The sequence below is a fragment of the Brucella anthropi genome (genome assembly GCF_046630315.1).
Classification (GTDB): Bacteria; Pseudomonadota; Alphaproteobacteria; order Rhizobiales; family Rhizobiaceae; genus Brucella; species Brucella anthropi_A.
Genome location: NZ_LQBD01000010.1, coordinates 87,904 through 106,644 on the forward strand (window position 1 = coordinate 87,904; position 18,741 = coordinate 106,644).

The window sequence follows — 18,741 nt, forward strand, 5'->3', positions numbered from 1 at the left end:
ACAATGTCGAATACCGTTTCCATGCAATTTCCCGATGGCTCCGTGCGTGAATACGATGCGTCGATGACCGGCGCGGGCCTTGCGGAATCGATTTCCAAATCTCTTGCCAAAAAAGCTGTTGCCTATGCCGTTGACGGCACCGTGCGCGATCTTTCCGATCCTCTCGGCGCTTCCGGCAAGATTGAGATTCTGACCCGCGAAGACCCGCGCGCGCTCGAACTCATCCGTCACGATACGGCGCACGTTCTGGCCGAAGCCGTGCAGGAGCTTTTTCCGGGCACGCAGGTCACGATCGGTCCCGTCATCGAAAACGGCTTCTATTACGACTTCGCGCGCAATGAACCATTCACGCCCGACGATCTTCCGGTGATCGAGAAGAAGATGCGCGAGATCATCCAGCGCAACAAGCCTTTCACCAAGGAAGTCTGGTCGCGTGAAAAGGCCAAGCAGGTTTTTGCTGACAAGGGCGAGAACTACAAGGTCGAACTCGTGGATGCCATTCCCGCCGGGCAGGACCTCAAGATCTATTATCAGGGCGACTGGTTCGACCTGTGCCGCGGCCCGCATATGGCTTCGACCGGCCAGATCGGCAATTCCTTCAAGCTGATGAAGGTTGCCGGCGCCTACTGGCGCGGCGATGCCAACAATCCCATGCTGACCCGCATCTACGGCACCGCCTTTGCGAACGACAATGATCTTCAGGCCTATCTCCATATGCTGGAAGAAGCCGAAAAGCGCGATCACCGCCGCCTTGGCCGCGAAATGGACCTGTTCCATTTCCAGGAAGAAGGGCCGGGCGTCGTATTCTGGCACGCCAAGGGCTGGAAGATGTTCCAGAATCTGGTGAGCTATATGCGCCGCCGCCTCGATAGCCACGGCTATCAGGAAGTGAACGCGCCGCAGGTGCTCGACAAGTCGCTCTGGGAAACCTCGGGCCACTGGGGCTGGTATCGCGACAACATGTTCAAGGTGACCGTCGCCGGCGAGGAAACCGACGATGATCGCGTGTTCGCGTTGAAGCCGATGAACTGCCCCGGCCATGTGATGATCTTCAAGCACGGCCTCAAGTCCTATCGTGACCTGCCGATCAAGCTTGCGGAATTCGGCAATGTGCACCGCTACGAGCCTTCGGGCGCGCTGCATGGGCTGATGCGCGTGCGCGGCTTTACGCAGGACGATGCGCACATCTTCTGCACCGAAGAACAGATGGCGGCCGAATGCCTGCGCATCAATGACCTGATCCTGTCGGTCTACAAGGATTTCGGTTTCGAGGAGATCACCATCAAGCTCTCCACCCGTCCTGAAAAGCGCGTCGGTTCGGACGAGCTCTGGGATCGTGCCGAAAGCGTGATGATGTCGGTGCTGGAAAAGATCCAGCAGCAGTCGAACAACATCAAGACCGGCATTCTGCCGGGCGAGGGCGCGTTTTACGGGCCGAAGTTCGAATATACGCTGAAGGATGCCATCGGCCGTGAATGGCAGTGCGGCACCACGCAGGTGGACTTCAACCTGCCGGAACGTTTTGGTGCCTTCTATATCGACAAGGATTCCGAAAAGCGCCAGCCGGTGATGATCCACCGCGCGATCTGCGGCTCGATGGAACGCTTCCTTGGTATCCTGATCGAAAACTTCGCCGGTCACATGCCGCTGTGGTTTGCGCCGGTGCAGGTCGTCGTCGCGACGATCACCTCGGACGCCGACGAATATGCCGCCGAGGCCGCCGCCAGGCTGAAAGCCGCCGGGCTGCAAGTGGCGACCGACCTGCGCAACGAGAAGATCAACTACAAGGTCCGCGAACATTCGCTGCAGAAGGTTCCGGTGATTCTCGTCTGCGGCAAGCGCGAGGCGGAAGAAAACACGGTCAATATGCGCCGTCTCGGTTCACGCGATCAGGAATCCATGACGCTCGATGACGCCATTGCGCGGCTGGTGGAAGAGGCGACCCCGCCCGATCTGCTCCGTATCAAGAATGGTGCTTGATATTTGAGCGCATCCCGAAAAGTGCGAAGCGGTTTTCGGGATGCGCGCTATAAAACAATCAGGCCGCGCAATGCGCGGCCTTTTGCTTTTCCAGATAGATTAAGTTCAATCCACGCTATCTACGACGGATTCGGATTCGCCATTGGCGACGACTTCGACTTCCTCGTTCCTGCCGGATGAAACCTTGAAATCCCGCTGGTAGATGCGGTCCTTGTTCTTGGCGACGGCGACATAATCGCCCTCGATAAGAACCATCGACGAATAAGCGCCGGCACTTTCGCGGACCACGTCGCCGGACGCATTCAGGATGGACCAGGACGTATCGGCAAGCGCCTCGCCGCCGCGCTCGCGCACAAGCTTCAGCGTCACTTCCGCAGCACGGTGCTGGACGGTCGCCTCGGTCAGCTTTCCGGCCTCCACGCGAATATCGGCCCGAATGATCGCATTGGCGGAACCATAATTGGAAACAACGTGATAGGTGCCGCTGTTGAGGCGAATGATCGTATTCGGCTTCACGTCGGGCACAATCAGCGAGCGCTCATTATTGTCTTCGTCGGCATAGATCGAAAACCGCAGCAGATCATTGTTGATCTTGCCGCCATCCGGCAGAATCGCGCTGAGTTTCATCCCCCCGGCATCGAGCATCATCACTTCATGGCGGGTCGCATTGCCCACTGTGATCCGCTTTGTGGCGCCCGCGCGCCCATAGGCGACATGCACCAGATAGCTGCCTTCAGGCAGATTGAAGACCGCACTGCCGCCCTGGGCGCTCGCGATGAGCGGCAATTGACCGTCCGGCCCGACATCGGGCGAGAAGACGCGCCATACGAGGCCTTTCGGGATATCGCCGCCGCCCTCACTCAGCCGCGCCTTGAGATCGAGTTCCCGCGTCTGGACGAGCGGATTGTTCTCGGGGCTGGACGGGGAGGCGTAAGTGTTCAGGGTCGGCAGATTGAGTGACGGCTGCGGCAGATCGGGCAGGCCGGTCGTGGTCGTCTGCAAATGCGGAATGTCTGTCTGGGGGGCGAGGCCCTGCGCCCATGATGGCAATGCACTGAGGGCAAAGGCAATCGCTGTAAAAAACGATGCGCCGCTCAAGGCAATTTTTCTCTTTGGACAAGACAGGTACAAGCAATCCGACATGCCGTATTTTTGAGCCCATGCGGGTGGCGAATTCAAGGCCAAATCGCTTTCGGCACCCGCATTTTTGCAACTTCCTTCAATTATCCCATCCCTGAATTTTGACTTTACACTTTGGATGCAACGGGCGAGAAGAAACAGCCCCGAATAAGTGGAGCAGTACAGGCAGCATTTTAATGACGAGGTTATCCGTGGCCCATCCGGTTTTCGATTTTCTGGCCCAGCGCAGTTCCACCCCGATTTCGGCTATTTCCGAGCCTGCTCCTGAAGGTGAGGAACTGGCGGAACTGCTGAAAGTTGCCGCACGCGTGCCCGATCACGGACGCCTGACCCCATGGCGCTTCATCCTGTATCGCGGCGATGCCCGCCTCAAGGTTGGGGAATATCTGGCAAGGCGCGCCGAAGAAATTGAAGGCCCGATGCCGGAAGGGCGCAAGGAGAAGGAACTGACGCGCTTTTCCCGCGCGCCGCTCGTCGTCGGCGTCGTGTCGTCGCCCGTTGCGCATGAACGCATTCCGGAGTGGGAGCAATTCCTGTCCGCCGGAGCCGTGGCGATGAACCTTTGCACGGCTGCCAACGCGCTCGGCTATGCCACCAACTGGATCACCAACTGGTATTCCGACGACGCACCTGCGCGGGCCTTTCTGGGGCTCGCTCCCCATGAGCGGGTTGCGGGATTTGTCCACATCGGAACGGCGCAAAACAAGATGCCCGAGCGCCCGCGAGCCGATATGGACAAGATCGTCACCGACTATTCCGGCCCATGGACGCAAGCTTAGAGCCGACTTCAAAAAGACTTGCTAATCAACGGATAAACATATGTTTTACGAACCGCGAGAAGGGCACCCGCTGCCCCATAATCCGTTCAAGGCAATCGTCGCCCCGCGCCCCATTGGCTGGATCGGGACGCAGTCGAAGGAGGGCGCCGTCAATCTTGCGCCCTATTCCTTCTTCAACGCGGTCTGCGATACGCCGCCAATGGTCATGTTCTCATCGAACGGCGCAAAGGATAGCGTTTCCTTCATCGAGGAAACCGGCGAGTTTACCGCCAATCTGGTGAGTGACCATTTGCGGACACAGATGAACGCATCGTCTGTCGACGCGCCGCGCGGTGTCAGCGAATTCGAATATGCGGGGCTGACGAGGGCACCAAGCAGGCTTATCGCCGCTCCGCGCGTGAAGCAGGCCTATGCCGCGCTTGAATGCGTTGCGGTGGAAATCAAGCGCTTGCAGGACAAGGAGGGCAGGCCGACCGATAATTACATGGTGATCGGCGAAGTCGTCGGCGTGCATATCGATGATGAGGTTCTGACCGACGGTCTCATCGATATTGCGAAAGCCAGGCCCGTCAGCAGGCTCGGCTATATGGATTTCGCCACGACGGACAGCGTCTACCGGATGTTCCGGCCAAAATGGGAAGACGGCAAATAGGGCCTGATAATGCGTATGAACAAATAGTCAGAGCCCTTTTTTCTTGGCTTCGCTCCAGATCGTTTCCATCTCGTCGAGGGTCGCAGCCTCCAGATCGCTTCCGGTTTCCCGAAGCGTCTTTTCGATGAAATGGAACCGCCGCCTGAACTTCTCATTGGCGGCGACGAGCGCGGTTTCCGCATCGATTTCGAGATGGCGGCCGAGATTGACCATGGCAAACAGCAGGTCGCCATATTCCTCTTCGATATCCGCACGCTCCTTCGCCGCCATCGCCTCCTTCAGTTCCGCGGTTTCCTCGGCGATCTTGTCCAGAATCGGTGCCGCTTCCGACCAGTCAAAGCCCACCTTTGCGGCCTTCTGCTGAAGTTTCAGCGCACGGAGCAGGGCAGGGAAGGCTTGCGGAATATCATCCAGAAAGCTGGTCCTTTCGGTTGTTTCCAGCCCCAGTTTTGCGCGTCGCTCGGCCCGTTCGGCCTTTTCCTCGGCCTTGATGCGGTTCCACGAGCCCTTGGCCATGCCGGCGCTTCTGGCTTGCGAATCGCCAAAAACATGCGGATGGCGCCGTATCATCTTGCGGGTAATGGCTTCGACAACATCACCGAAGGCAAAGCTGCCCTGTTCCTCGGCCATGCGCGAATGGAACACCACCTGCAACAGGAGATCGCCCAGCTCCTCGCGCAGATCGTCCATATCGTTGCGTTCTATGGCGTCGAGGACTTCATAGGTTTCCTCGAGCGTATAGGGCATGATGGACTGGAAATTCTGTTCCACGTCCCACGGACAGCCGGTTTGGGGATCGCGGAGCGCCGCCATGATTTCCAGCAGGCGATCGATATTGCGGGATGGTTTCATCATCGCTCCGTCAAACTTGGCTGATCTACTACAACCATTCGAGAGAATCGTGCCGGATGGCTTGAAGTCTGTCACTGATTTTGCATAGTCAGCCGGGGATCGCACATCGGGGCGGCATGTTCAACAAGCGGATACATAAACGATGACAATTCTTGTGACTGGCGGCGCTGGTTATATCGGCTCGCACACCTGCGTTCAGCTTATTGAGGCAGGCCACGACGTCGTTGTGGTGGACAATTTTTGTAACAGCCACCCGGAGGCCCTGCATCGCGTCGAGCAGATTACGGGGCGTACGCCGCGACGCGAAGCGGGCGATATCCGGGACCGGGCTTTTCTGGAACAGGTTATCCGGCATCACAAATGCACCGCCGTCATTCACTTCGCAGGGCTGAAAGCCGTCGGCGAATCGAGCGAAAAGCCGATGCTCTATTATGATTGCAATGTGGTCGGCACGCTCCGCCTGCTGCAAGCCATGAAAGCAACCGGCGTCAAGACGCTGGTTTTCAGTTCCTCTGCCACGGTCTATGGCGACCCGCAGAAACTGCCGATCACCGAGGACCAGCCGCTCTCGGCGACCAACCCCTATGGTCGCACCAAGCTCGTCATCGAGGATATGCTTCGCGACCTCTACAATGCCGACAAGAGCTGGAAGATCGCCATACTGCGTTATTTCAATCCGGTCGGCGCGCATGAAAGCGGCCTGATCGGCGAAGACCCCAAGGGCATTCCGAACAATCTGATGCCGATCATCGCGCAAGTCGCGACCGGCCGCCGGGAAAAACTGAACATCTGGGGCAATGATTATCCGACCCATGACGGCACCGGCATTCGCGACTATATCCATGTGGTGGATCTGGCGGCGGGGCATTTGAAGGCGCTCAAGAAGCTTGACGAACCGCAATGCTTCTCGGTCAATCTGGGAACGGGGCAGGGCTATAGCGTTCTCGACGTCGTCAAGGCCTTCGAACATGTGTCCAACCGCGAGATCAAATACGAGATCGCGCCGCGCCGTCCGGGCGATGTGGCGGAATGCTATGCCGACCCCACTTTTGCGCGGGATTTCCTCAGCTGGTCGGCCGAGAAGAACCTCCGCGAAATGTGCCAGGACATGTGGCACTGGCAATCCAAGAACCCCAACGGCTACGAGTGAATTGGACCGGGCCCAAATAAGCTTATGAATGAAGCTGGCGTCGCGTTCCGCGATGCCTGCAAGATTGGACGATAGAATGCGTTTCCTGCCTGACAAGTTCACCAGCATGCTGATCGCGACCATTCTGCTCGCATCGATGCTTCCCGTGCGCGGTGATTTTGCAGACTGGTTTGCACTGGCGACGAAATTCGCGGTCGGGCTTCTGTTCTTCCTGCATGGCGCCCGGCTCTCCCGCGAGGCCGTGATTGCGGGCATCACCCACTGGCGACTGCATCTGGCGGTGCTTTCGTCGACATTCATCCTGTTTCCGATCCTTGGCTTGGTGGCCGGTTGGACCATTCCGGGATTGTCGCAGTCGACCTTCTACACGGGCATCCTCTATCTGTGCGTTCTGCCGTCGACCGTACAGTCGTCCATCGCCTTTACCTCGATTGCGGGCGGCAATGTTTCGGCGGCGGTCGTTTCCGCCTCCGCCTCGAACATCTTCGGCATGTTTCTCACGCCGTTGCTGGTGGGGCTGCTGTTCGCGGTCAAGGGCGGCGGCGGCATATCGGTCGATGCGCTTGAATCCATCCTGCTGCAATTGCTGGCGCCGTTTGTGCTCGGACAGCTTCTCCAGCCGTTGATCGGCAATTTCATGCGCCGCCACGGCAAGGCGCTCGGCCTGGTTGATCGCGGCTCGATCCTGATGGTGGTTTATCTGGCTTTCAGCGAGGCGGTCGTGGAGGGCCTTTGGCGCAGCGTTTCGTGGCATGACCTCGGCATGATGGTCAGCGTCAATATCATCCTGCTGGTCACGGTGCTGCTCGCCACCTGGTATGGCAGCAAATGGCTCGGTTTCAACCGGCCGGACCGCATCACGATCATGTTTTGCGGATCGAAGAAGAGTCTTGCCAGCGGCGCGCCCATGGCAAGCGCGATTTTTGCCGGCGCAAATGTCGGCAGCATCGTCCTACCGCTGATGCTCTTTCATCAGATCCAATTGATGGCCTGCGCCGTCATCGCACGAAAACTTGCACATGGAGAGCGCGAAGCACGAGCGACGGCGGCTGCCGAATGATCACGCCGCGCGATCCCGGCGATGCGCTTGCGTGTTTCTCCGCTTCGGCGTAGGAACCGGGGAGGGAGGTTCGCCCTCCTCTTCCCATGAATGTCCTGAAACTCGAAAAATGCATATTTTTCCGATGTTTATGAGGATAAACTATTGCAGCGAACAAAAGAAGAAGGGCCTCTTCATGGCTGACAAGGACAAACCGGCTTTTGACCAGGAAGCGCTTGCAGAAGCCTATAACCGGGCGCTTGCGCTGGAAAAGGCAGGCGATTTCGATGCCGCAGCCCGGGCCTATGAAGATGTGCTGCGGATTGACCCCGAAGACCATGGCGGTGCCGCGGTACGGCTTGCCAGCATGGGACGCGGCGCGGTTCCGCTCAAGGCGCCGGATGCCTATGTAACGACGCTTTTCGACCAGCACGCCGAAATGTTCGACACGATCCTCGTCGACCAGCTCGGCTATGATGTTCCGTTGCAGTTGCGCGAAATTCTGCTGGAAATCAATGATGAGTTTTTCGCCGAACGCATGCTGGACCTGGGGTGCGGCACAGGCTTGTCCGCCGATGCGCTCGACGACATGGCGGGACACAAGACCGGCGTTGATATTTCTGAAAACATGATCGAAGTGGCCTACGAGAAAGGCGATTATCAGGCGCTGTTCGTTGGTGAAGCCGTCCGCTTTCTCGAAACCACAAGTGAACCGAACTGGGATCTGATCGTCGCCACCGACGTCCTGCCTTATATGGGTGAGCTCGACAAGTTCTTTGCAGGCGTTGCAAGGCATCTGACGGCAGGCGGATATTTCGGTTTTTCCAGCGAGACGCTTGACGATGCAAGGCTGGCAGGCCGGGCATTCATGGTCGGTGATTACCAGCGTTTCGCACACGCGCAATCCTATGTGCGTGCAATGCTGGACAATCACGCAATGGATTGCGTGCGATGCGAGGATATTGTCGTGCGCAGCGAACAGGGATCACCGGTACCGGGACATCTCTATATCGCGCAGCGTCGGTAATATTATGGGTATCCCATTCACGGCTCACATCGAGCCTTGAAGAAGCTCAATCCATCACAAGCCAGCCATCACGGGCCAGCCAGACTCGTTGCTGGAGCAAGACTGGATTGTTCCATAATCTATCTTATGCGATCCATATGTATAACAGCATTATGCAGATGCGACACATGGGCAAATTGGGGATGCATCGGAGCCGCGTTGAAGCTGGCGGCTCCGTCTTGCGCTATTCACCGTCCCAATAGCCCACGCAATTTTCAAAGCGATTGATGGCATCGAAGGCAGATGCGTCGCCCTCGGCTTCCGCCTGAACGCGATACTTGCCCGAATCCGGATATTCGATGATATCGGTCGGAAATTTCGTGCTGAGCGCCAGATAGCGCAGTTCTGTTTCCCCGCTATTGATGATCTGATGCGCGGTTTCGGCTCCACCTGCCGGACAGGCAATCACATCGCCCTTGCGGATCGAAAAACAGTCCTGGCCGATGCGGATTTCGCCAGACCCTTCCAGTACGAGGAAAAGTTCCTCATTGGTGCGATGACTGTGAAACGGAAAGGCCTTTTTTCCCGGCTCCAGGGCGATGACATTATAAGCAAGCTTGCGCGCGCCGAGTTGCAAGCCCACCATCGCGATCTTCGGTGCGTAATGTCTGGCCGCCTCACCTGTGGCGGCGATACCGGCAGGAAGTGAATGCAGTTCGATCTCGTCCAGATTGATGATGCGATTGCTCATTTCATGCTCCAATGTTCTACGCACCGATCTACAATCTGCGGCAAATATTTCCTATTGCATAATAATGTCGATCTGCCATTCATTTTTGAATGAATCGCGCATCGCCAGACTGGTCGCTTTATCGCTCTTTTGTTGCCGTTCTTCGCGAGGGCTCGCTGACGGGCGCGGCGCGCGTTCTGGGCATAAGCCAGCCGACACTTGGGCGGCATATTGCGGCGCTTGAAGCAAGTCTCGGCGTTTCGCTTTTCACCCGCTCGCCGGAGGGGCTGCGTCCCCTGCCCGCCGCAGAAATGCTGCGCCCCAAGGCAGAGGCGCTTGCCGCCGCGGCCGACGCGCTCTATCGCTCGGCCTCAGGCCAGAAGGCCAGTCACGAGGGTACCGTGCGCATCGCCGCAAGCGAGGTCATTGCGGCCGAAGTGTTGCCGGCGGAAATTGCCCGCCTTCAGGCCACATATCCACAAATCACCGTGGAGCTTGCGGTTTCCAACCGTTTCGAGGATTTGCTGCGGCGGGATGCGGATATCGCAATCCGTATGGCGCGACCTTCCCAGGACGGCCTGGTGGCCCGGAAAATCGCCTCGATCGAACTCGGCCTTTTTGCACATCCACGCTATCTGGCGCGCTGCCCCGCGCCTGTCGAGCCGGGCGACATCAGCCAACACCGCCTGATCGGTTTTGATACGGCCCTGCCCTATACGCGCCTTCTGGCATTGGAAGGACAACCGCTTCTGCGCGAGCGCTTTGCGCTCCGGACTGACAGCGATATGGCTCAAATGGCAGCCATACGCGCCGGTTGCGGCATAGGGGTTTGTCACGCGCCGCTGGCGGAGGGGCTGGTTCGCATCCTGCCCGATTATTTCGCCCCGACGATAGAAATGTGGATGGTCATGCACATGGATTTGCGGCAGGCAGCACCCTATCGCATCGCGTTCGACAACCTGTGCAGCGGATTGAAGGCCTTTTATCGCCATGGCGCCACCGAACGGCAATAACGCAAAATTGCTTTTGATCCCGCCTGTTAGAAGCGCATTGGCCTTTGATCCAAATCATTCCGGCTTCCCTTGCTTTCGTGCAAGGGATCATTTGCGATGACGGACTGCGAAATGACATGCGCGGGTCTAAGACCAAAGCAGCATGTATAAACAGCCTGCATGGGTTATTACCCTGCGGCACCGGTTCGGGCGGACAATCGATGTCCGTTCGGAATATGCCATTTCCGGCTTCGTGCCGGTCGGGAAAAAAGGTAGATCACATGTTGGAAACACGTATCCGGAACACTGCGCTTCGAGACAAGATCATCACTGCGGAGCAGGCGGCCAGTTTCATCAAGGATGGCATGATCGTCGGCATGAGCGGATTTACCCGCGCCGGCGATGCCAAGGCCGTGCCGGTTGCCATGGCGGCACGCGCCGCAACGGACCCATTCCAGATCACGCTCATCACCGGCGCGTCGCTCGGGCACGATGTCGACAAAATCCTGACCGAAGCCCATATCCTTGCCCGGCGCATGCCTTTCCAGGCCGACCGCACCCTGCGCAATGCGATCAACCGCGGCGAGGTCATGTTTATCGATCAGCATCTGTCGGAAACCGTCGAGCAGCTTCGTTCCAATCAGATCGGCCCGATCAATTGCGCCGTGGTGGAGGCGCTGGCGATCACCGAAAGCGGCGGAATCATCCCCACCACATCGGTGGGCAATTCGGCCAGTCTTGCCATTCTCGCCGAAAAGGTCATCGTCGAAGTCAACCTGAACCAGCCGATGGCGCTGGAAGGTCTGCACGATATCTATATCCCGACAAAGCGCCCTTCCCGCGAGCCGATCCCGGTCATGGCCTGCGACAGCCGCATCGGCCTTCCATATATTCCCATTCCGCCGGAGAAAATCGCCGGTATCGTCATCACCCAGGAAAATGACAGCGCCTCCCCCGTTGAACCGGCCGACCGGGAAACGGTGGCGATTGCCGGGCATTTGATCGATTTCCTGAAGCATGAAGTGAATGAAGGCCGTCTGGATCTGGCGCTCAATCCCTTGCAGGCGGGCATCGGAACCATTGCCAATGCCGTCTTGAACGGATTTGCAAACAGCCCCTTCCACAATCTGCGCATGTATAGCGAAGTGTTGCAGGACAGCACCTTCGACCTCTTCGACGCCGGAAAACTCGACTTCGCATCGGGATCGTCGATCACGCTCAGCCCGGCCTGCGGAGAACGGGTCTTCAGCAATATCGAGCGCTATCGCGACAAGCTCATCCTGCGTCCGCAGGAAATCAGCAACCATCCGGAAGTCATCCGCCGCCTCGGTATCATCGGGATCAACACCGCGCTGGAATTCGACATTTACGGCAATGTGAACTCCACCCATGTTGACGGAACCAACATGATGAACGGGATCGGCGGCTCCGGCGACTTTGCCCGCAATGCCTTCATCTCGATCTTCGTCACCAAATCCGAAGCCAAGAACGGCGCCATATCGTCGGTCGTCCCCATGGTTACGCATGTCGACCACACGGAACATGACGTGGATATTCTCGTCACCGAACAGGGGCTTGCCGACCTGCGCGGCCTGGCTCCCCGCGAGCGCGCCCGTGTCATCATCGATCATTGCGCTCATCCGGATTACCGCGACCAGCTCAACGACTATTTCGACCGGGCATGCGCCCGCGGCGGACACACGCCTCACCTGATCGAAGAAGCGTTCAGCTGGCATCAGCGTCGGCGCGAAACAGGCAGCATGCGCGGCTGAATATCTCAAAAAACCGGCATCGATTGATGCCGGCCAGATTTAAGTCGTTGCTTATAAAGCGGAACCTTCCCTTCTCTGGAACGTTAACCGGCACATCGTCTTTGGATTGGTGACGATGCGCCGGTTGCAAGGGCCCTGCTCTCTTCTCCGGTTTCAACGCGCTCAATCGGGTGACGCCGAGGAACGGTCGTCCGGTGCGCAACGCAACCCCAAGTTCCGGGAAGGATCAGACCGCCCATGTCCATCCTCATCAGCCTTCTGATAACAATCCTTGTTATCTTCCTCGTCCTTTATCTCATCAACATGCTGCCTCTGGATGCCAGGGCAAAGCAGATCGCTCAGCTTATCGTGATTATCATTGGCATAATTTCACTCCTGAAATATCTGGCGATCTTCTGATCCACGCCATGTCCCGCAAAGGGTAAACGGGTTCGGGACAAAGAATAACAGCCGACAAATCCCGGAGTTTCCACCTGCCTGCGGCTCCGGGATTGTCCTGCCCAAGTTATTTCCCGAATTATATTAGCAACTTATTATTTATATCCTGTAGAAGCATTTCTTTTAAACATAGTTGTGCTTGTTTTGATTTCCACGTAATATAAAACCGCTATGCTACCTGTGATTGTGTCTTTCATGGCACGCATAAACAAAAAATTGCAAGAAGCGCATGGTGGTATCTTTCCCCTCTCAGGCGTTCCTTTTATAAGGCCCGCAAAAACCCGTTCATATCGGGTTCACGCGCGGGGCATTAAACATCCTCACTCAGGGTTGGGAGTGCAAGGAAATGAAGAAGACTGCTCTTTGGAAAGCAGCTTTGATAACGTTGTCCGTCGTTCTGTTCTCGATAGCAGCAACGTCGATGGCGGCCTATTCCGCGGGCTTCAGCCCCGGTATCATTGCGCTTGCTCTCAGCGCCGGGATTCCCGCGGCCACGGCTTTCCCTTCCCTCGCCTATATTTTCCATCAGCACAGCAAGCTGAAAGATGCCTATCTCCAGCTTGAAAAGGCCCATATCGAGCTACAGGCCCGCGCGCGGATCGACCATATGACCGGTCTTCTCAACCGCGAAGCACTGTTCGAGGCCATGAAGATCAGCCGCTCCCGTATCGAGACAGGGACATTGCTGGTCGTTGACGCCGACCACTTCAAGGCCATCAACGATACGTTCGGCCATGGCGTCGGTGATCGCGCCTTGAAGCTGATCGCATTCGCGCTCCAAAATGTGACGCGAAAGGGCGACCTCGTGGGGCGCATTGGCGGGGAGGAGTTTTGTGTGTTTCTGCCCGGTGCCAGCGGAGAAACCGGCATGCGCGTCGCGCAGCGCATACGCGCGGAAGTGGAGAATACGCCGTTTCACACGACCCAATATCAGGTCTATCCGCTGACGATCAGCATCGGCGTCGCCTCGGCGCCCAAAAATGAGACCAATTCGCAGGTGCTCAGCCGCGCTGACCGTTGCCTCTACATGGCCAAGCAGCGCGGACGCAATTGCGTGGTGTTCGATGAGGAAAGCGGGCGTCTTGCCAGCGCGTCTGTCGTCTCGATTGCGACCGGGCGCGAAGTAGCGCGGGGATAGAGCCCCACCAATTCATTCCCAGGGGTCGATTTCCTCTTCCGACCATCCAACCGGCACAAATCCCATCTTCTGATAAAGCTGCAATGCGCGCGGGCTGTCGAGCGTATTGGTGTGGATCGTCACCTTTTCCGGCCCATGCGCCCAGGCGGCGGAAATGGCTTCGCCGAGGAAGAACTTGCCCAGTCCCCGCCCCTGAAAATCATCGATGAGGCCGAAATAGACAATCTCGGCCGCTTCCGGCAGGGCCGAAAGATCAAGCTCGACGAAACCTGCCGGGCAGCCATCCGCGTAGAGGACATGGATTTCGGTCGTATCGGCATGGATCGCCGCTGCAACTTCCCCATCCGTCTGCACACGCCGCATCATCCAGTGATGCTTGCGGCCAACCTGTTCGTAGAGATAGCGGTAATAATGGACCGGCATGGTGCCCGCGCGCATGATCGCGAGGCGGATACCGGAGGGCACCGGCACCGCAACGGACTGACGGATCGACATTTCCAGATGCGTGATGCGCGCTGTCAGTTTTTCGGTCATGCCTGTTCAGCTTCGCCGGTGACGACCGGCGTGTCCTGCCGGCTGCCCCATTCGCTCCAGGAACCATCGTAAAGACGGTTATCCGTGTGGCCAAGCGACGTCAGCGCCAGCGTGATGACAGCGGCGGTGACGCCGGACCCGCAGCTTGTCACCACCGGCCTGGAAAGATCGACACCGGCCTCGTCAAAAATCCTGCGCAGGCTCGCCAGATCCTTCAGTTCGCCGTTTTCGGACAATGTGCCGACAGGAACATTGCGCGCGCCGGGCATATGGCCGGAGCGCATGCCCGCGCGCGGTTCCGCATCGCGTCCGGTGAAGCGCCCGGCCGCGCGCGCGTCGGCGATCTGCACGCGGCGCTCATCCACGATTTCGCGCATCTGCGTAAAATCCACCACGGCAGCCTTGTTGAAGGATGACGTGAACAATGTGGATGCAATCTTCGTCGGCTCATCAGTCACCGGATAACCGGCCTTTTTCCATCCGTCGAAGCCGCCATCGAGAACATGGACATTCTTCACGCCCATGACCCGGAACATCCACCAGACGCGTGGCGCGGAAAACATGCCCGGCCCGTCATAGACCACGACCGTTTCATCGGCGGTGATGCCCATCGCACCGACATGCCGCGCAAAGAGCTCCGGTGAGGGCAGCGTGTGCGGCAGGCCGGACTCCTTGTCGGCGATCTTGTCCTGATCGAAGAAGACGGCGCCCGGAATATGCGCGGCGTTGTATTCGGCCTCGCCGCTGCGTCCCGCAGCGGGAAGATACCAGGATGCATCGACAATCGCGATGCCCGGCTTGCCGAGCCGTTCCTTCAACCAGTCTCGTGAAACGACGAAAGCGCTTTTTTCAACCATGGGTCACTCCAGCGACATGCCGCCCACAATGGCAGCCTGCGAAAAACGATAGAATCAAGCTTCCGGCAAGGCACCGAACCGAATGCGGAAGCGGCGGTTTTCCTTGCCTTTCTTTTCAATCTTGCCAATGTGGATTTCGCCCACTTCCTGCGTTTCGGAAACGTGCGTGCCGCCGCAAGGTTGCGAGTCCACCACGCCGTTTTCGCCAATCAGGACAAGGCGTATGCGGCCAAGCCCGACCGGCGGTCGCACATTTTTTGACTTCACGATATCGGGGTTGGCAAGGAATTCCTCGTCGCTGATCCAGCGAATGGCAACCGCGTCATTGGCGTTGACGCGCTCCATCAGCTTTTCGGTCACGAATTCCTTGGTGTAGGTCGGGTCGGGAAGATCGAAATCAACACGGCTTTCATCCTCCCCCACGGCTGCGCCGGTGATCGGGAACGGGCAGACCACGGAAAGCAGGTGACAGGCCGTGTGCATGCGCATCAGCTTGTAGCGGCGCGGCCAGTCGACATGCAGGACGAGCTTTTCGCCAATTGCGGGCGACGCCTGCCCCTCTGCCGGAACGTGAATGATTTCGTTCTTGTTTTCGCCGGTGATAGTCGCCGCTATCTCGATACGCGCGCCATCGGCGCGCTCAAAAAAACCGATATCCCCCGGCTGGCCGCCGGAGGTGGCATAAAAATTCGTCTGGTCGAGAATGATCCCGCCGGTGTCGGTCATGGCGAGCACCGTGCCCTCCGCCGTTGAAAGATAGGAATCTTCGCGGAAAAGCGCTTCGGTCTCATATGCCATGATTATCCCTCGAACGGTATGTCTATCTCGGTCTTCTTCTCCAGCCATCCGGGCACGGGCAGGTTCTTGCCGCGCAGAAAGGCAGGGTTGAACAGCTTGGACTGGTAACGATTACCATAGTCGCAAAGCACCGTCACAATTGTGTGGCCCGGCCCGAGATCTTTTGCAAGCCGGATTGCGCCAGCAATGTTGATGCCCGAAGAACCGCCAAGGCAAAGGCCCTCATTTTCCACGAGATCGAACACGATATCGAGCGCCTCCGCATCGGAAAGGCGATAGGAGAAATCGGGGGTGAACCCCTCAAGATTGGCGGTGATGCGGCCCTGCCCTATGCCTTCGGTGATCGAGTCGCCCTCGGCTTTCAGTTCGCCTGTCGTGTAGAAGGAATGGAGTGCGGCTCCATGGGGATCGGCCAGCGCGATCTTGATATCGGCATTGTGGTCCTTCAGGCCGAAGGCCGTGCCGACGAGCGTTCCACCCGACCCGACAGCTGCCACAAACCCGTCGACCTTGCCATCGGTGTCGCGCCAGATTTCTTGTGCCGTGGTTTCGACATGGGCCTGCCGGTTGATCGGATTGTCGAACTGGTTGGCCCAGATCGCGCCATTCGGTTCGCTCTTTGCGAGTTGCTCGGCCAGGCGTCCAGACAGGCGGACATAATTGTTTGGATTCCGATAAGGTGCTGCCGGAACCTCGATCAGCTCGGCGCCCAGCAGCCGCAGCGCGTCCTTCTTTTCCTGGCTCTGCGTTTCTGGAATAACGATGACGGTGCGATAGCCAAGCGCTTTCGCGACCATGGTGAGGCCAATGCCGGTATTGCCCGCCGTGCCTTCGACGATGACACCGCCGGGTTTCAGAAGCCCGCGCTTTTCGGCATCGCGAATAATATAGAGCGCTGCGCGGTCCTTCACGGATTGTCCGGGATTGAGAAATTCGGCCTTGCCGTAAATTGCGCAGCCGGTCGCTTCGGAAGCCTTCTTCAAGTGGATCAATGGCGTATTGCCGATAGCGTCGAGCACCGATTGGAACATGGCTTCCATCCTTCCTGTTTCGCAGAGGAAGTTATGAGGAAGCGCCCCGCCCTTCAAGCAAGCATGGAATATTTTTCCAGCCGATTGCGCAAACTGAAACCGCTCTTGCGGCTGAAAATAGAAAAGCCGCCCGAAAAGGGCGGCTTTTGGGAAAAATGTTTGAGAAAAGCGCCTTATGCCGCGCGCTGTCCGCCATTTCCATTTGCATTGCGGCGCTTGCGGCGGAACGGACGCTTTGCTTTCGGAGCGGCTTCGCCGGCTGCATGACCGCCTGCGCGATGATCGGCTGCCTTTGGAGCGGCACGACGCGCCTTTTGCGGCGTCCCGCCTTTGCGATGCCCCGTCTTCTGCGGGCGTTCGCCCGGAGCCGCTCCCGATGCAGCGGCCCTTGGGGCCGGAGCCGGTGCAAGCTCCACAGGTGCATCCTTGATCGGAAGCTTGCTGCGCGTCACGCGCTCGACCGCTTTCAGCTTGGATTCTTCCGCTGCCGGATCGTAGAGCGTGATCGATGCACCGCTGGCACCATTGCGGCCGGTGCGGCCAATACGGTGCACATAGGTTTCCGGCTCATCCGGCAGATCATAGTTCACGACATGGCTGATACCCGGCACGTCGATGCCACGGGCGGCAATGTCGGTCGCGATCAAAATCCGCAGCGATCCGTCACGGAAACCGTTCAGCGCGCGCTGACGGGCATTCTGCGACTTGTTGCCGTGAATGGCGGCGACTTCATAGCCGTCGCGCTCCAGATGGCGGACAACCGCATCGGCACCATGCTTTGTACGGGTGAAGACGATGACCGAACGCATGGCCTTGTCGCCCAGCAGCGCGGAAAGAAGACGGCGCTTCTCCTTGGTGTGCACGGGATGCACGACCTGCGTGATTTCGGCAGCCGTCGTTCCCTGCGGAGCGACTTCGACGCGGACGGGATCGCGCAGCAGGCTCCCGGCCAGCGATGCGATTTCCTTCGGCATGGTGGCCGAAAACAGTGCTGTCTGACGATCGGCATGCGTTGCCTTTGCAATGCGCTTCACATCGTTGATGAAGCCCATGTCCAGCATGCGGTCCGCCTCATCCAGAACGAGCCAGCGCGTCTGCGACAGGTCGACCAGACCGTCACGCATCAGATCCGTCAGACGGCCGGGCGTGGCGATCAGAACGTCGATGCCCGGCGCGATGCGCTTGATCTGCGACAGTTTGGAAACGCCGCCAAGAACAAGCGCCGTCGATATATGCGCGTGCCTGGAAACATTGCGGATCGTCTGTTCGATCTGCACCGCGAGTTCACGCGTTGGCGCGAGGATCAGCGCGCGGGCGGTCTTCGGACGGCGCTTGTCGCCAAGGCCGATGATCTTTTGCAGGATCGGCAGGCTGAAAGCCGCCGTCTTGCCGGAGCCGGTCTGCGCGATGCCCAGAATATCGCGACCTTCGAGCTGGTGCGGGATCGCCTGCAACTGGATCGGCTTCGGCTCGGTCATGCCAGCGGCTTCGACGCCCTTGAGCAAAACGCCGGTAACGCCGAGAGCGGCAAAGCCGCCCGTAATTTCTTTTGTCAATTCAATCTCTCTCAGCGGCACCATGATGTCATGGTCCGCATACAAATGCCGGTCAAGCGCAACTTGCCGAACTCTGTCTGTTCAATGATAACGACGGGACGCCGAAGTTCTAATACTCCTGGCGACTTGCGCTGCCGTGCCCGAACATTCTTTCGGGTCTCCCCGCTTCCGGACCATTCCGGAAGACAGAGGCGAGACGCAACAAGTCCAATGCCGGGAAAGCCGACGAATACGTCAGCCCATGCGCCTGATGCGGCATATGGGATGTTTTTGCCGAAAAAGCAACCGATTTCATTT

General features: G+C 58.2%; 18 protein-coding genes. 10 read left to right on the forward strand and 8 right to left on the reverse strand.

All coding sequences use genetic code 11. From position 1 onward, the window contains the following. Positions 1 to 3 precede the first annotated feature (3 nt). Entirely contained in the window at positions 4 to 1,980 is a 1,977-nt protein-coding gene (gene thrS / locus AVM02_RS07370; protein ID WP_411506315.1) for a threonine--tRNA ligase, read from the forward strand. Positions 1,981 to 2,085: 105 nt separating this feature from the next. Here thrS and AVM02_RS07375 read toward each other — a convergent pair whose 3' ends face one another. Beyond that, on the reverse strand, positions 2,086 to 3,123 hold the full coding sequence (locus AVM02_RS07375; RefSeq protein ID WP_411506316.1) for a hypothetical protein: 1,038 nt from the start codon (positions 3,121 to 3,123) through the stop codon (positions 2,086 to 2,088). Between the two features lie 188 nt (positions 3,124 to 3,311). Between AVM02_RS07375 and AVM02_RS07380 the strand changes: the two genes are divergently transcribed. Beyond that, positions 3,312 to 3,899: a nitroreductase gene (locus AVM02_RS07380; RefSeq protein ID WP_411506342.1), complete on the forward strand. Its 588-nt coding sequence runs from the start codon at positions 3,312 to 3,314 to the stop codon at positions 3,897 to 3,899. Positions 3,900 to 3,939: 40 nt separating this feature from the next. Next, on the forward strand, positions 3,940 to 4,551 hold the full coding sequence (locus AVM02_RS07385; protein WP_411506317.1) for a flavin reductase family protein: 612 nt from the start codon (positions 3,940 to 3,942) through the stop codon (positions 4,549 to 4,551). A 27-nt stretch (positions 4,552 to 4,578) separates the two neighbouring features. Here the strand turns inward: AVM02_RS07385 and mazG are convergent, their stop codons facing one another. After that, the gene (mazG, locus tag AVM02_RS07390) at positions 4,579 to 5,403 is read right to left on the reverse strand and encodes a nucleoside triphosphate pyrophosphohydrolase (RefSeq protein WP_411506343.1); all 825 of its coding nucleotides are present in this window, start codon (positions 5,401 to 5,403) and stop codon (positions 4,579 to 4,581) included. A 142-nt stretch (positions 5,404 to 5,545) separates the two neighbouring features. On the opposite strand from mazG, the gene galE reads away from it, so the two are divergent. The 3 genes from galE (at position 5,546) to AVM02_RS07405 (ending at position 8,619) form a co-directional block, all read left to right on the forward strand. Further along, positions 5,546 to 6,553, forward strand: coding sequence for a UDP-glucose 4-epimerase GalE (gene galE / locus AVM02_RS07395; protein WP_411506318.1), 1,008 nt, complete (start codon positions 5,546 to 5,548; stop codon positions 6,551 to 6,553). Between the two features lie 76 nt (positions 6,554 to 6,629). Continuing rightward, on the forward strand, positions 6,630 to 7,613 hold the full coding sequence (locus AVM02_RS07400; protein ID WP_411506319.1) for a bile acid:sodium symporter family protein: 984 nt from the start codon (positions 6,630 to 6,632) through the stop codon (positions 7,611 to 7,613). A 175-nt stretch (positions 7,614 to 7,788) separates the two neighbouring features. Beyond that, entirely contained in the window at positions 7,789 to 8,619 is an 831-nt protein-coding gene (locus AVM02_RS07405) for a methyltransferase (RefSeq protein ID WP_411506320.1), read from the forward strand. A gap of 223 nt (positions 8,620 to 8,842) precedes the next feature. Here AVM02_RS07405 and AVM02_RS07410 read toward each other — a convergent pair whose 3' ends face one another. After that, positions 8,843 to 9,349: a cupin domain-containing protein gene (locus AVM02_RS07410; protein WP_411506321.1), complete on the reverse strand. Its 507-nt coding sequence runs from the start codon at positions 9,347 to 9,349 to the stop codon at positions 8,843 to 8,845. An 89-nt stretch (positions 9,350 to 9,438) separates the two neighbouring features. On the opposite strand from AVM02_RS07410, the gene AVM02_RS07415 reads away from it, so the two are divergent. From AVM02_RS07415 to AVM02_RS07430, 4 genes are all read left to right on the forward strand, one after another. After that, positions 9,439 to 10,341, forward strand: a complete 903-nt coding sequence (locus AVM02_RS07415) for a LysR family transcriptional regulator (RefSeq protein ID WP_411506322.1) — start codon at positions 9,439 to 9,441, stop codon at positions 10,339 to 10,341. Positions 10,342 to 10,601: 260 nt separating this feature from the next. Then, positions 10,602 to 12,092 (forward strand): acetyl-CoA hydrolase/transferase family protein, encoded by a 1,491-nt coding sequence (locus tag AVM02_RS07420; protein WP_411506323.1) that lies wholly within the window; start codon positions 10,602 to 10,604, stop codon positions 12,090 to 12,092. A gap of 237 nt (positions 12,093 to 12,329) precedes the next feature. Then, entirely contained in the window at positions 12,330 to 12,491 is a 162-nt protein-coding gene (locus tag AVM02_RS07425; protein ID WP_411506324.1) for a Thivi_2564 family membrane protein, read from the forward strand. Between the two features lie 385 nt (positions 12,492 to 12,876). Further along, on the forward strand, positions 12,877 to 13,668 hold the full coding sequence (locus tag AVM02_RS07430; protein WP_411506325.1) for a GGDEF domain-containing protein: 792 nt from the start codon (positions 12,877 to 12,879) through the stop codon (positions 13,666 to 13,668). Positions 13,669 to 13,680: 12 nt separating this feature from the next. Here the strand turns inward: AVM02_RS07430 and AVM02_RS07435 are convergent, their stop codons facing one another. From AVM02_RS07435 to AVM02_RS07455, 5 genes are all read right to left on the reverse strand, one after another. Further along, positions 13,681 to 14,202: a GNAT family N-acetyltransferase gene (locus AVM02_RS07435; protein ID WP_411506326.1), complete on the reverse strand. Its 522-nt coding sequence runs from the start codon at positions 14,200 to 14,202 to the stop codon at positions 13,681 to 13,683. After that, positions 14,199 to 15,059, reverse strand: coding sequence for a 3-mercaptopyruvate sulfurtransferase (gene sseA, locus AVM02_RS07440; RefSeq protein ID WP_411506327.1), 861 nt, complete (start codon positions 15,057 to 15,059; stop codon positions 14,199 to 14,201). The genes AVM02_RS07435 and sseA overlap by 4 nt, the downstream gene beginning before the upstream one ends. A gap of 54 nt (positions 15,060 to 15,113) precedes the next feature. After that, positions 15,114 to 15,857 carry an alanyl-tRNA editing protein gene (locus AVM02_RS07445; protein ID WP_411506328.1) on the reverse strand — a complete coding sequence of 248 codons (744 nt, stop codon included), beginning with the start codon at positions 15,855 to 15,857 and terminating at the stop codon, positions 15,114 to 15,116. Positions 15,858 to 15,859: 2 nt separating this feature from the next. Continuing rightward, on the reverse strand, positions 15,860 to 16,888 hold the full coding sequence (locus tag AVM02_RS07450) for a cysteine synthase A (RefSeq protein ID WP_411506329.1): 1,029 nt from the start codon (positions 16,886 to 16,888) through the stop codon (positions 15,860 to 15,862). Between the two features lie 173 nt (positions 16,889 to 17,061). After that, complete coding sequence (locus tag AVM02_RS07455; protein ID WP_411506330.1) at positions 17,062 to 18,468, reverse strand: DEAD/DEAH box helicase; 1,407 nt, start codon at positions 18,466 to 18,468, stop codon at positions 17,062 to 17,064. Positions 18,469 to 18,741 lie beyond the last annotated feature (273 nt).

Bases quoted from the DNA above. Each gene is read 5' to 3' on its own strand.
- thrS (WP_411506315.1), top strand. From the start codon at position 4: ATGTCGAATACCGTTTCCATGCAATTTCCCGATGGCTCCGTGCGTGAA.
- AVM02_RS07375 (WP_411506316.1), bottom strand. From the start codon at position 3,123: ATGTCGGATTGCTTGTACCTGTCTTGTCCAAAGAGAAAAATTGCCTTG.
- AVM02_RS07385 (WP_411506317.1), top strand. From the start codon at position 3,940: ATGTTTTACGAACCGCGAGAAGGGCACCCGCTGCCCCATAATCCGTTC.
- mazG (WP_411506343.1), bottom strand. From the start codon at position 5,403: ATGAAACCATCCCGCAATATCGATCGCCTGCTGGAAATCATGGCGGCG.
- galE (WP_411506318.1), top strand. From the start codon at position 5,546: ATGACAATTCTTGTGACTGGCGGCGCTGGTTATATCGGCTCGCACACC.
- AVM02_RS07400 (WP_411506319.1), top strand. From the start codon at position 6,630: ATGCGTTTCCTGCCTGACAAGTTCACCAGCATGCTGATCGCGACCATT.
- AVM02_RS07405 (WP_411506320.1), top strand. From the start codon at position 7,789: ATGGCTGACAAGGACAAACCGGCTTTTGACCAGGAAGCGCTTGCAGAA.
- AVM02_RS07410 (WP_411506321.1), bottom strand. From the start codon at position 9,349: ATGAGCAATCGCATCATCAATCTGGACGAGATCGAACTGCATTCACTT.
- AVM02_RS07415 (WP_411506322.1), top strand. From the start codon at position 9,439: ATGAATCGCGCATCGCCAGACTGGTCGCTTTATCGCTCTTTTGTTGCC.
- AVM02_RS07420 (WP_411506323.1), top strand. From the start codon at position 10,602: ATGTTGGAAACACGTATCCGGAACACTGCGCTTCGAGACAAGATCATC.
- AVM02_RS07425 (WP_411506324.1), top strand. From the start codon at position 12,330: ATGTCCATCCTCATCAGCCTTCTGATAACAATCCTTGTTATCTTCCTC.
- AVM02_RS07430 (WP_411506325.1), top strand. From the start codon at position 12,877: ATGAAGAAGACTGCTCTTTGGAAAGCAGCTTTGATAACGTTGTCCGTC.
- AVM02_RS07435 (WP_411506326.1), bottom strand. From the start codon at position 14,202: ATGACCGAAAAACTGACAGCGCGCATCACGCATCTGGAAATGTCGATC.
- sseA (WP_411506327.1), bottom strand. From the start codon at position 15,059: ATGGTTGAAAAAAGCGCTTTCGTCGTTTCACGAGACTGGTTGAAGGAA.
- AVM02_RS07445 (WP_411506328.1), bottom strand. From the start codon at position 15,857: ATGGCATATGAGACCGAAGCGCTTTTCCGCGAAGATTCCTATCTTTCA.
- AVM02_RS07450 (WP_411506329.1), bottom strand. From the start codon at position 16,888: ATGTTCCAATCGGTGCTCGACGCTATCGGCAATACGCCATTGATCCAC.
- AVM02_RS07455 (WP_411506330.1), bottom strand. From the start codon at position 18,468: ATGGTGCCGCTGAGAGAGATTGAATTGACAAAAGAAATTACGGGCGGC.